At 58.9% G+C, this 12,971-nt stretch carries 9 protein-coding genes; 7 read left to right on the top strand and 2 right to left on the bottom strand.

All coding sequences use genetic code 11. The features are described 5' to 3' along the window. Nucleotides 1-4: 4 nt before the first annotated feature. Nucleotides 5-1,030: a D-2-hydroxyacid dehydrogenase gene (locus ASG79_RS21165; protein ID WP_056393861.1), complete on the bottom strand. Its 1,026-nt coding sequence runs from the start codon at nt 1,028-1,030 to the stop codon at nt 5-7. Nucleotides 1,031-1,671: 641 nt separating this feature from the next. Here ASG79_RS21165 and ASG79_RS21160 point away from each other — a divergent pair. From ASG79_RS21160 to ASG79_RS21130, 7 genes are all read left to right on the top strand, one after another. Beyond that, nucleotides 1,672-2,613, top strand: coding sequence for an ABC transporter permease (locus tag ASG79_RS21160; RefSeq protein ID WP_056393859.1), 942 nt, complete (start codon nt 1,672-1,674; stop codon nt 2,611-2,613). Further along, nucleotides 2,610-4,397, top strand: coding sequence for a dipeptide/oligopeptide/nickel ABC transporter permease/ATP-binding protein (locus ASG79_RS21155; protein ID WP_235509892.1), 1,788 nt, complete (start codon nt 2,610-2,612; stop codon nt 4,395-4,397). The genes ASG79_RS21160 and ASG79_RS21155 overlap by 4 nt, the downstream gene beginning before the upstream one ends. Then, complete coding sequence (locus ASG79_RS21150; protein WP_056393857.1) at nt 4,394-5,254, top strand: ATP-binding cassette domain-containing protein; 861 nt, start codon at nt 4,394-4,396, stop codon at nt 5,252-5,254. Before ASG79_RS21155 ends, ASG79_RS21150 begins: the two co-directional genes overlap by 4 nt. 32 nt (nt 5,255-5,286) lie before the next feature. Further along, nucleotides 5,287-7,365 carry an alpha-amylase family protein gene (locus tag ASG79_RS21145; protein WP_056393855.1) on the top strand — a complete coding sequence of 693 codons (2,079 nt, stop codon included), beginning with the start codon at nt 5,287-5,289 and terminating at the stop codon, nt 7,363-7,365. A 95-nt stretch (nt 7,366-7,460) separates the two neighbouring features. After that, nucleotides 7,461-8,933, top strand: a complete 1,473-nt coding sequence (locus tag ASG79_RS21140) for an FAD-binding oxidoreductase (RefSeq protein WP_235509891.1) — start codon at nt 7,461-7,463, stop codon at nt 8,931-8,933. Further along, the gene (locus ASG79_RS21135) at nt 8,930-11,137 is read left to right on the top strand and encodes a malate synthase G (protein ID WP_056393847.1); all 2,208 of its coding nucleotides are present in this window, start codon (nt 8,930-8,932) and stop codon (nt 11,135-11,137) included. The genes ASG79_RS21140 and ASG79_RS21135 overlap by 4 nt, the downstream gene beginning before the upstream one ends. A gap of 18 nt (nt 11,138-11,155) precedes the next feature. Continuing rightward, the gene (locus ASG79_RS21130; RefSeq protein WP_056393844.1) at nt 11,156-11,581 is read left to right on the top strand and encodes a GlcG/HbpS family heme-binding protein; all 426 of its coding nucleotides are present in this window, start codon (nt 11,156-11,158) and stop codon (nt 11,579-11,581) included. A gap of 186 nt (nt 11,582-11,767) precedes the next feature. Here ASG79_RS21130 and ASG79_RS23275 read toward each other — a convergent pair whose 3' ends face one another. Further along, complete coding sequence (locus ASG79_RS23275) at nt 11,768-12,820, bottom strand: LacI family DNA-binding transcriptional regulator (RefSeq protein ID WP_082581867.1); 1,053 nt, start codon at nt 12,818-12,820, stop codon at nt 11,768-11,770. Nucleotides 12,821-12,971: the final 151 nt, after the last annotated feature.

Raw genomic sequence — 12,971 nt, 5'->3', positions numbered from 1 at the left:
TGGATTAGGAATGGGCGGAGGGCAGAAGGCGTGTGTAGACGTCACGTGGAGTCAATGCGTTCAGCATCTCTTCTCCACGGCGGTACCGGCCGATGTTCTCCACGATGGTGTCAATCGATCGTTGTGTGCGGTCCGGGAGCTTCGGAGTGACATGGGGCGTAATGACCACATTTTCCATATCCCACAAAGGGGAATCCTCCGGCAGTGGCTCCGGATCAGTCACATCCAATCCAGCTCCTGAAATCTGGCCAGTTCTTAGTGCCTCGATCAGTGCGTCCTGATCGATGACGCCCCCGCGTGCCATGTTGATGACGTAAGCCCCCTGCTTCATACGGGAGAATTCATCGGCCGAAAAGAGGTGGTGAGTCTCGTCAGTCAGCGGCGTCGCGAGCATGATGACATCTGATTCTTCAATCAACGGCTGCAAAGAATCGCCATTGTCTTTGGCAAGCATCACGTCCACTTCAGGCGGAGCTTCCCCGGCGGTGCGACGGTATGCGACAACACGCATGCCAAAGGCTTTGCCGAGACGCGCCATCTCCCGTCCGGTATTGCCAAACCCCACGACTCCAAGAGTCTTTCCCCAAAGTGCCAGGCGCGTTTCGTATCCGGGGATCCTGGTCCATGTATGTGAAGCTTGCAGATCAAAGAGCCGCTTCGCGTCAAAGGTCAAGGACAGAGCGAAGTAGAAGGCATGTTGTGCCAGTGCCGGAGCTGATCTTCCTGCGGATCCGGTAACAATGAGGCCCTTTTCAAATACTTCGCTTCGGGCTGATCGTGTCAGACCGGCATGATCGCAGTGCACCCATTTCAGGTTCGGCGCGGACAGGAACCGGTCGTCAATGTCCATCGGGAGGATGGCGACGTCCACATGCCGCAGGGCATCTTCAATGGCTGCGGCTTCCCGTGGGTGAACGTGCATGAATTCTGCCGGCTCGAAGGCCCGTCGTAGCTGCTCAATCTCATCTGGCTGGTAAAGCACGGTCGCCAATACGCTGCGGATCTCGCGTACTTCAGACGCATCATCCATCTATCTCAAACTCCTTTGTTTACGGCCGATGCACCGATAGTTCATCGCTGCCCGCCTGTGGCAAGTATCACCACCCGATAAGCTCTGTGTCAACCGGTTGCCTAAAACGGGCAAGACATCCGGATCTTCGGATGTTTACTTGATCTACTGCACCGCCATCCATGGTACCCAGAAAGGGAAAAGCCTCTGGATTCAGCGGATTTATTGCCTTGGGGCCTAGCGGGTGGGGCCAAAAGAAATGATTCGGCAATCGGTTGTCACCTTGGCGGGAACGTGCTTTACTTCAAGTGATGCGGGTAACAGCGGCTTGCCGGTGTAGCCGCGTACCGCCATCACAAGATGGCAAAACTGCTAAAAACCGACAAAGGGGTCGCGATGACCGAGGGTATTCCCGGGGGTGAACGCCCCCTGCTTTCATGCGCGAGGCGGCAGGCTGGATGCAGCGGCCGTACGAAGGGCATCCGCTTTCGGCCGCGGCGCCACGTCCCAAACGGTCACCGTGCCTTCCCGGACGGCCCCCACAGACGATCACTGCAGCCCTGAGTCCAGCCAAAGGCACCCGGTTGGCTGCATCGGCTGCCCTTAGTTGTATTTGGGCTGCCGGCTACACCGGCTCCCGTTCTATTTGATTAAGGTTCCCCATGATTCCCTATATCCTTCGGAGGCTGGCAACAGGAGTCATCCTGGCAGTCCTCGTAACGCTCATAACATTCTGGTTGCTGAGCTTTTCGTTCACGGGGGTGGCGACCAACATTTTGGGTCCTGCCTCCTCACCTGATGCGGTCGACGCCCTCAAAGATCAGCTGGGCCTGAACCGTCCCGTCCTCGTTCAGTATTTCGACTGGCTGTGGGCTGCCTTGAGGGGAGACTTCGGAGTCTCGTACTTCACCAGCGAATCGGTAGGAAAAGCGGTCTCAGTCCGGCTGGGAGTAACGCTTTCCATTGTCCTTGTGGCCCTGGCGCTAAGCGTAGTCTTCAGCGTGATCCTGGGCGTTCTGGCCGCGTCCCGCGCCGGAGCTGTGGACCGTATCGCCCAGGGAACGTCGCTGATTGGCAACTTGTTTCCCAACCTCTTGATTGCGATTGGGCTGGTTGTTGTGTTCTCCCTGAACCTACGGTGGCTCCCCGCCACCGGATTCACGCCCTTTGCAGAGGACCCAAGACGCTGGGCGGCATCCATAACCATCCCCGTCATAGTTCTGGTCATCAATGGAGTGGCCAACATGTCGGCACAAATCCGGGGCACGATGATCGGAGAGCTTCAGAAGGACTATGTTCGCACCCTGCGTACCCGGGGAATTTCGCCACGATCCATCGTTTACCGACACGCACTGCGGAACGCTGCTGCTCCCGCACTTGTCGTTTTGTCCCTGGAGTTCATCGCAATGTTCGGCGGGGCGCTCATCATTGAGAACGTCTTTGCCCTGCCCGGTTTCGGCTCCTTCGCCTTCAATTCCTCCCTTCAAGGGGACATCCCGGTAATCATGGGCGTCACGGTCTTCAGCGTCATGCTCGTCGTATCCATCAACCTGTTGACCGACGTCATCAATGGTTGGCTCAACCCGAAAGCGAGGCTCTTTTGAGCACCGAAATAGCGCTCCTTGAGACGGATACGCCAGAAACCGCCTCACGCCGTTCACCCTTCCGGCGCCTGCTAAGGGATCCGCAGGCAGTCATTACGACAGTCCTCCTCTTCCTGGTCCTTCTGGTGGGCCTGCTTGCCCCGTTTATTGCACAGCACGGCCCCAACGAATCTTCTCTAAATGCCGTAAATGCCGACATTGGGGCCCCGGGATACATTCTCGGCGGCGATCAAAGCGGCCGCGACATCTTCTCCCGTTTGCTGTACTCCATCCAGACGGCCGCCATCTCGGCCGCCATCGGCACCGCCATGGCCTGTACTGTCGGCCTGGCTTTCGGGTTGGTTGGCGGCTACTTTGGCGGACGGCTCCGGACAGCCATCGAGTGGGTCTTCAACCTGATCATGACGTTCCCGGGGCTCCTGCTTCTCATCGTGCTCATGCCACTGACCAAAGGCGACTTCCGCATCACGATGCTGATTTTCGGTGTCCTGCTTTCTCCTTCCATCTACCGCATCGTCCGCAACGTCACCGCCGGCGTCAAAAATGAACTTTATGTGGACGCTGCACGAGTTTCCGGTCTGTCTACCGTGAGGATCCTTGGCCGGCACGTAATGCCTGTGGTTCGCGGCCCCATCATCATTTCGGGCGCCTTCCTCATGGGTGCGGCCATCAACCTGCAGTCCGGCCTTGCCTTCCTCGGAGTAGGTTCGACGGAGGTCCCCAGCTTTGGTGCAATGATCGCCACAGGATTCCTCAACCTTTACGTACATCCCCTGCAGTTCCTGTGGCCGGCACTGCTCCTGGGGGTATCAACCGCTTCTCTGGTCCTCCTTGGGAACTCACTGCGTGATGCGCTTGAAGGCGCACGGCCGAAGGCAGCCAAGCTTGGAAGCGTTAAGGTTCGTGAACGGGAGGCTGCGCCAACCCGTTCAACTGAGGATGCAACTCACCTGCTGCAGGTAAAAGACCTGAAAATGGAGTACCCCAACCCTTCCGGGGAACCGAAGCAGGTGCTCAAAGGAGTATCCCTGAACCTGAAGGCAGGAGAGACCCTGGGTCTCGTTGGTGAATCGGGCTCGGGAAAAACCCAAACTGCTTTTTCTGTCCTCGGCGTCCTGCCTCCCGAGGCGGCCATCACCAGCGGCTCCATAGTGCTGGACGGACGGGAGTTGCTTGGCCTTCGCGAACGGGAACTCAGGGGGGTTCGAGGCAAGCAGATCGCCTACATCCCGCAAGAACCTATGTCCAACCTGGACCCATCCTTCACCATCGGCAACCAGCTCGTCGAAGGCATCAGGACATCCATGGGCTTGTCCCGGACAGCTGCGAAAGTACGCGCGCTTGAGCTCATGGAACGCGTCGGCATTCCCAACACACGCCGCACGTTCGACCTGTACCCTCACCAAATTTCTGGGGGCATGGCCCAGCGCGTCCTCATCGCTGGAGCGGTAGCAAGCCGTCCGCGTGTCCTGATCGCCGATGAACCCACGACTGCCCTTGACGTCACGATCCAGGCTGAGATTTTGGACCTGCTTCGTGACCTCCAGCAGGAAATGGGAATGGCCATCCTCCTCGTGACCCACAACTTCGGTGTAGTTGCAGACATCTGCGACCGTATCGCCGTGATGCGCGGGGGCCTCATCGTGGAAGAGGGAGACGTGATGCAGGTCTTCCACCATCCGCAACACCCGTACACGCAGAAGCTTCTCAGCTCGATCCTTGACGAGAGCAACCTGCGCGAAGATCCGGATTCCCTGGTGGCTACCGGTAAGGAGCAGAAATGACCGCGGACGCACTACTTCAGGTGGAAAACCTCCGGGTTGCATTCCCCGGGCACAGACTGCGGAGAAAGACGCACGAAGTTCTCCACGGCGTTTCACTCTCCATTGCCCCGGGCGAAGTTCTCGGGTTGGTAGGGGAATCAGGCTCAGGCAAGACAACGATTGGCCGGGCTGTACTCGGGCTCGTGAAACCCACGGGCGGGACCATTCACTTCCAGGGTGAAGACATCACCCATGCGACCCCCAGCCGGCGACGAGCACTGGCACGGGACCTACAGGTCGTTTTTCAGGACCCGTATTCGTCCCTTAATCCGGCGTTGACCATCGGCGACATTCTGACTGAGCCTCTGATGGTACAGGGCGCAACCCGCGACGACGCCCGCAAACGAATCCGCGGGCTCTTGAACCAGGTAGAACTGCCCGCGGACGCATCCGAACGCCTCCCGCGGGAGTTCAGCGGTGGCCAGCGGCAGCGGATCGCGATTGCCCGAGCCCTTGCCCCGGAGCCAAAACTCATTATCTGTGACGAACCAGTTTCAGCCCTGGATCTGTCCACACAGGCCACTGTTCTTCGCCTCCTGCTCGAAATACAGCAGCGCACAGGAGTGGCATGCCTTTTCATCTCGCACGACCTGGCCGTGGTTCGCTATGTCAGCCACAGAGTGTCAGTCATCTACAAGGGCGACCTTGTCGAGACCGGGCCCGCAGGGCGCGTCACATCATCCCCGGAACACCCATACACAAGAAGTCTCTTGCTTGCCGCTCCTGTGGCAGACCCTGTCGAGCAGAAGCGCAGGCGAATCGAACGTTTGCGCCTCGCAGAAGAGCAGAAAGCCCTGAACCCAGTTGCCGCCGGCTAACCCCGCGCAGGACGCTTCAATCCAGATAGGTCATGATGCAAAAAGAAGCTAAAACGTACGAACGCGACCTCCCCCCAGAAAGCCGATGGCGAGAGCCGTTCAACGTGCTGCAAACCAACCTCCAGGAGATAGACGCCGGCATGGACGTCGAAGCGGCAGCTGACGCCGCCGTCGACTTCGGAGCCGACACATGGCTTCTGAATGCGGGCGGAATAATGTCGTTCTATCCAACAGACCTTCCCTTCCAGACCCGTAACCCCCTGCTGGCCCAGCGTCCCTCCGGAGACCTCTTTGGGGACGCTGTCACCGCGGCAAAAGCAAGGGCTTTGAAGGTCATTGCCCGCTTTGACATGTCCAAAGTAACCGCGCCTCTGGCCCGGGAGCATCCGGAGTGGCTCTTCCGGTCTGCCGAGGGAAAACCTCAGATCTACAACTCCCTGTACAGCGTGTGCCCGTCCGGCGATTACTATCAGTCACGCACTTTCGATGTCCTTGACGAGGTCTTGGACCGCTATGAAGTGGATGCGGTTTTCTTCAACTGGTTCAACTTCAACGTTCGGGACTACGACGAAGTCATGCATGGCCCCTGCCACTGCGAGGGATGCCGCAAAGGATTTGCGCTTTTCAGCGGCGGCCGTGACCTGCCCGTCGACATGAGCTCTGAATCCTTTGGACTCTGGCGCCGCTACACCGATTCAACGCTCAAACAGCTAACTTCACGGATCGCCGACCACATAGCGGAACGCGGCCAAGACATCGGCGTCCTCCTTAGGGAAGGCGCCCCCATGGTTTATCTCGAGGGCAACAATTCCTTCAAGTCAATGCCGGGTAAAGAGCTTTGGCCGCATGCTACCGCCGAAGCGGTCAGTGCCCATGTAACTTCACGGCCTGGCGCTTCCGTCATGGTGAACTGCGTCGCATTCATCGATTCCGCATACCGCATGGGATCCGAACAGCCGGAGCATTTCGCACAGTATGTCGTTCAGACGATTGCGCGTGGGGGAAACCCGTCTGCCTACTACTTTGGCGCGCCGGGCCGTCTCCCCACTGAATGGACTACCTCCCAGGCGCGGGATGCCATGAGGTTCCGGCAGCATAACTCCGCGGTGTACCAAGGACTCCACCCAACAGCTGAAATTGCGCTGGTCCGCCCGGGTCATGCATCGGTTAGTGGCGCAGGCAACTATTGGGAGCTAGTTGAAGAGTTCAGGGGTCTCTACTTATCGCTCCTTGAAGCCAGCCTCCCCTTTGACGTGTTGCCAGTCGACGAACTGGCAACCCTGGAATCTAGTGAGGGGCTGGCACGGTACAAACTGCTTATCGTTCCGGACATGGGCAATCTCGCCCGCGCGGCACCCGTCATAGACGCTTTTGTCCAGCGTGGGGGCAAGCTGATTTCCACCGGCTCGGCGGGTATTGGCAAGGACGGGGAAGTCGAAATAGCCAGCAGTCTGGCACTTCAGGCACTTAGTCCCGCGCTGGTGGGGAAAGACCTGCGCTCCACGTACGTCACTGATCAGCATCAGCCCAGAATGGCTGACTACCAGTACGACGCCCCGCTGCTGCCTGTCTTTGGTCGCTACCAGCGCTGCGTTTGGAAGCCTGGCACCATGTCCGCCGGCTTCGTCCTGCCGCGAGCACCGTTTGGGCCGCCCGAATTGGCGTACGGCCACCAGGGCAGTGGTGACCCCGCCTACGTTCGCGGACAACACGGCCAGGGCGAAGTCCTTCATATTCCATGGACGATTGGACGTACCTACCGCGAATTTGGAAAAACCGATGTGCGTGACCACTTCATCTCCCTGGTGAAGGCAATGGTGAAACCTGCGATTACGGCCGAACTGCACGACAGCATTGAGCTCATCACCGGGGCCAATCATCAAGGCAGGGTACTTCACCTGATCAACCACTCCGGTGTTCGCAGGCGTACCTACGGCCCCCACCTCCCGTACAGCGGCGGACTCGTGCGACTACACGGCGCAGCCGCAACGGAGCCGGCAGTTAAAGCGCTCGTGGCAGGCACCCCGTTGAGGACCCACCACGAGGGGGATGATGTTGTGGTCGAGCTGCCCACCATCGAACTTTTCGAAGTTCTTCAGTTCACCAACTGAAACGACGACGCCGACTTCCTTTGGCGGCCAGGCCTCGCCAGCGGCCATTGAAACTCTTCCTCTTCCTCCACCATGACCAGAAGGAGCGCGACTACGTGTCACAAGCTACCGATCTACAGGACTCTGACATTCCGGGGCTGGAAGCCCCAGTACCACGTGAAGCCCGCGGACGGGTCATTGACGAACTGGCCTCGATGCTCCCGCCCGAAGCCATCATCACTGACCCAAAGGCCATGGAGGCTTATCGGCAGGACCGCGCTGTCGACCCAAACGCCGGGATGCCGATGGCAGTTGTTCTTCCGCTCACTACTGAGCACGTTAAGATGGCCGTCCAGTGGGCGGCCAGGCACCAAGTGCCCGTGGTGCCAAGGGGCGCGGGCACCGGACTGTCAGGAGGAGCGACCGCCATCGCCAGCGGGATAGTCCTCAGCACCGAACGGATGCGGAACATCGCCGTCGATCCAGTCACCCGCACAGCAGTGGTACAGCCTGGTCTACTCAACGCTGAAGTGAAGGGGGCTGCCGCAGCTGAAGGCCTGTGGTACCCGCCGGACCCGGCTTCCTTCGAAATCTGCACGATAGGCGGAAACGCTGCCACAAATGCCGGCGGCTTGTGCTGCGTCAAGTACGGCGTTACGTCGGACTACATCCTGGGCATGGAAGTGGTCATGGCTGATGGGCGTGTCGTGCGCATCGGTGGTCCGCGCCTGAAAGATGTGGCAGGGCTGTCCATGCTCAAACTTTTCGTTGGCAGCGAGGGAACACTGGGCATCATCACCGAGCTCACCCTGCGTCTCCTGCCCCCGGCTCCGCCGGCACGGACAGTAGTCGGCTGGTTTTCCAGCAGCCGGGAAGCCGCGGCCGCAATCCTGGACATCGCCTCAAGCATCCGTCCCTCAATGCTCGAGTACATGGACGCGACGTCCATCAACGCCGTCGAAGACGTACTAGGCATGGGACTGCACAGGCATGCGTCTGCGCTTGTCGTCGCACGTTCGGACGACCAAAGCCCAAGCGGCGCCGAAGTAGCCACCATGCTTGCTGCCTTCCATCGGCACGGCGCGTTCGAGGCGTTCGAAGTGGCGGACCAGCAGGAAGGTGAACGCTTTGCCAACGCCCGACGAATCGCTATCCCCGCAGTCGAACGAATGGGAACTCTGCTGCTTGAAGACGTGGGAGTCGCTATCCCGAGACTCGCAGAACTCGTTTTCGGCGTAGAAAAAATCGCTGAGGCCCGCGATGTGGTCATCGCATTCATTGCCCACGCGGGGGACGGCAACACGCATCCGCTGATCGTCTTCAACCCGGACGACGCCGACATGAAGGAACGTGCCTACCTCGCCTATGGCGAGGTCATGGACCTTGCCATTCAACTGGGCGGAACGATTACAGGCGAACACGGCGTGGGGCGGCTGAAGCGGCCTTGTCTTGTAGACCAGATCGGAGAGGATCTGCTCGAAATCTCCCACAACATTAAGAAGGCCCTCGATCCAGCAGGGATTCTCAACCCAGGCACCATATTCGCGGCTTCAGGCAATGCCGTCGGTTCGAAGACGGGACAAAAATGATAGAGCGGAAAGAACGCGTTCAAGCAGGAGGACTTTCCGTAGATGCAGAACTGCACCGTTTCGTTGAACAGGAGGCACTTCCCGGGTCGGGCCTTGAACCGGAGCTGTTTTGGAAGGGTTTTTCTCAGATAGTCCGTGATCTGACACAGAAAAACCGCGAACTGCTTGCCCGGCGTGACGAGCTCCAGGCGCAGATTGACGAATGGCATGCAGGAAACCCCGTCCCATTCGATGCCGACGCATACGCGGCGTTCCTTGAAACCATCGGCTACATTCTGCCGGAGCCAGAGGACGTGCACGTGGCAACCGCGGGAGTAGACCGGGAAGTGGCCATCGTTGCAGGCCCACAGCTGGTTGTGCCCGTCTCCAATGCCCGATACGCCCTCAACGCCGCCAACGCCCGCTGGGGATCTCTCTACGATGCCCTATACGGCACCGATGCGTTGGCTCCCGTTACTGGATTAAGGGTATTCGACCCGGCGCGCGGCCAGGTCGTAGTGTCATATGTCCGGGGTTTGCTTAACGAGTTCTTCCCTTTGACCCACGGCAGCCACACCGATTCAGTGGGATACACTGTGCGGGACGGGGCATTGACGGTAGAACTGTCAGATGGCGCCATCACCGGCCTGATCGAGCCTGAGCTTTTTTCGGGCTACAGGGGCAAAGCCACTTCGCCTTCGGCAATCCTCCTGCTCCACCATGGACTTCACCTTGAGATTGTCATAGACCCCTCCACTAAGGTGGGACGGACGGATCCGGCAAGCGTCTCCGATGTCCTTCTGGAATCAGCCATCACGACAATCATCGACTTCGAGGATTCAGTATCGGCTGTAGACGCCGACGACAAGGTCGTGTGCTACCGCAACTGGCTGGGGCTAAACCGGGGCGACCTGGCAGATACCTTCGAAAAGCGCGGAGAGGTCGTTCTCCGCCGGCTCGAGGCAGACCGGGTATACACGGCAGCGAATGGTACGGGAGAGGTAGTTGTGCCGGGACGCGCCCTCCTTTTCGTCCGTAACGTCGGGCACCTCATGGGTACCGACGCTGTGCTCGATGCCAGCGGCAACGATATTGGCGAAGGCATCATGGACGCGGTACTCACCACGCTGACCGCCCTGCCCGGACGCGATCCCTCCAACCCTCTGCGGAACGGGTCAGAAGGATCCATCTATATCGTCAAGCCGAAAATGCACGGACCCGCAGAGGTAGCCTTCACGGTCGACCTCTTCCGACGGGTCGAGGAACTCTTTTGTCTGCCCCCTAATACACTGAAACTCGGACTCATGGACGAGGAACGGCGGACAACCCTCAACTTAAAGGCCTGCATAGCGGAAGCCCAGGAACGTCTCGTCTTCATCAACACCGGCTTTCTTGACAGGTCCGGGGACGAAATACACACGTCTATGCACGCCGGGCCCATCGTTCGCAAGGTCGAATTGCGCACCCAAGCCTGGATCGGGGCATACGAAGATCAAAACGTCGACATCGGGCTAGAAGTCGGAATGCCCGGACACGGCCAAATCGGCAAGGGCATGTGGGCCATGCCTGACCTCATGGCTGCGATGCTCGAGCAGAAGATCGCCCACCCCCTTGCGGGAGCCACGACGGCGTGGGTCCCCTCCCCCACTGCCGCAACGCTCCACGCCATCCATTACCATCGCGTTGATGTCACCTCCCGGCAGCGAGAACTTTCGGACAGCGGGCGTCGGGGCACCCTCACGGACCTTCTGACACTCCCAATCGACGTCAACAACTCATGGTCCCAAGCCGAGCGCCGGGAGGAACTGGATAACAACATGCAATCGCTGCTGGGATACGTGGTCCGCTGGATCGACCAAGGAGTGGGGTGTTCCAAAGTACCGGACATACATGACGTTGCACTCATGGAGGACCGGGCAACCCTGCGAATATCAAGCCAGCACATCGCCAACTGGCTCCGCCATGGAGTCATTAGCGAAAAGGATGTACGTGAAAGCCTGTGGCGAATGGCCGCCGTAGTGGATGCCCAGAACTCTGGCGACCCGCTGTACCGTTCCATGCTCCCGAACGTCGATGACAGCATCGCGTTTCAGTGCGCAGCGGATCTTGTGTTTGAGGGGAGCAAGCAACCCAACGGCTATACCGAGCCTCTCCTGCACAAACGGCGACGAGAAGCTAAAGCGAAGCTGAGCAGGGCAACACAAGCTCTGCTCCGAAACTACTAATTTGGCCGAGGAAAACCCATGCAAAACTATGTCGAATCACTCTCAGTGAGCTATCCAGCGGCCGCCCGTGCTGTTTCCTTGGCCCTTGAAGAAGGAGAACGCCAGGGCGTCCTGGTCGCTGTGACCGTCGTCGACCCAATGATGGGCCTTGTCGCGTTCGGTCGCGCTGATGGATCGATGCCACACAGCGTCGAAACCTCACGGCGCAAAGCCAACACCGCGGCGTCCTCCAGGAAGCCCAGCGGATGGATGCAGGGAGACTTCGCACTCGCCCTTCCAATGGGCACGGACAACTTGCTCACAAATATCCGCGGTGGATTCCCCATAACATTCGACGGGCGTCATCTGGGCGGACTCGGCGTCGCTGGAGGAACACCGGACCAGGACGCTGAGATCGGCCTTGCAGTCTTGGAGGCACTTGACGGTGAGGTCCCAGCGGTGTAATTCTCCTATTCGGGCGGGAGACGGCGGCATCAGACCAGAAGGCTCCGTGCGATCTTTACAGTGGGAAGCTCAGACCCACGCTAGGAGAGGTGGTTGGTGTGGCGCTCCTTGAAGCGTCGCACTGACTGCTGCCCTGCGGGGCAATCCTGGCCGGTTGCGGCCACTGCACAACCTGGACGTTTCACTTCAACTCCGTCGACAAGCCCCCGTGGATTTGCGAATGATGAGGTCAGTGGCGAGATTAGACTGAACCTCCTCATCAATCCCCTTCAGGGTTGACACGATGCGCCTGAAGGCAATCTCCCCTGCCTCCCCCAATGGGCTGCGAATGGTGGTCAAGGACGGGGAAGTGAACTCAGACGCAAAAATATCATCGAAGCCGACGATGCTGAGCTCATCAGGCACGGCAATGCCCGAATCCTTACATGCCGTCAGCAATCCAATCGCCATGACGTCATTGAACGTAAGAACCGCCGTAACGCCGGATGCCCGAACTCGTCTGAGCCCCTCCGCGCCGCCTTCAAAAGTGGGGCTGTAGGGTCCGATCTCAACAACGTTCATTCCGCGGTGCAGAGCCTGGTCCATAACGGTCTCCCATCGGCACGTGCTCATCCACGATGTTGATGGACCCGAAAGAAAAGCGATGGAGCGGTGGCCATAACTGGCAAGATGAGCAACGGCAGCCTCGATGCCAGGGACGATATCCGGAACAACATGAGGAAGCGTTGCGATGGTCCTGTTGACCAGCAACACAGGTTTTCGTTCGGCGAAATGGAGGATATCTTCTTCCTTCAGCCGTGTTCCAACCAGCACAAGACCGTCAACCAAGCTTAAAAGCCGTTCAGCCGCCTGGGCTTCCAATCCCAGTACTTCCTGTGACTCCGCCAGGACCAGGGTATAACCCTCCGCCGAGGCAACCCGCCCAGCTCCCCGGACCAAATCAAAGTAGACCGGATTTGTGATGTCCGACAAGAGGAGTCCCAACGTCTTTGTTCGTCCAGTCGGCAATGCCCGAGCCAGCGGATTGATCCGGTAATTCAGCGCTGCAGCTGCATCGCGAATGCGTTTTGCTGTTGCTGCGCTGACCCGTTCGGGCTTGCTGAACACTCGGGAGACAGTCGAAGGGCTTACACCCGCTTCCTTGGCTATGTCATATATAGTCACCGGGTGCTTCCGACCAGCGGGCGGCAGGACTTCTATACCCCCCTCCTCTTCCGTCACTTTTTCCCCTTCGTCCATCCCGGAGCCAGATTATGGCCGTAGGTAAGAAATCATCGTTTCAATCGGTTGCAATAAATCAAAATTACAGCTTGTCTCGGCCCGCGGGCGGAGCTACCCATTTAGACACACACTTGGTTTGCTTCCGACGCTTGGTAGCCGAGCATCCTTT

The organism is Arthrobacter sp. Soil761, from assembly GCF_001428325.1.
In the GTDB taxonomy this organism is placed as follows: Bacteria; Actinomycetota; Actinomycetes; order Actinomycetales; family Micrococcaceae; genus Arthrobacter.
The sequence above is the reverse complement of the archived record's forward strand: the minus strand, read 5'-3'. Positions and strand labels throughout refer to the sequence as shown.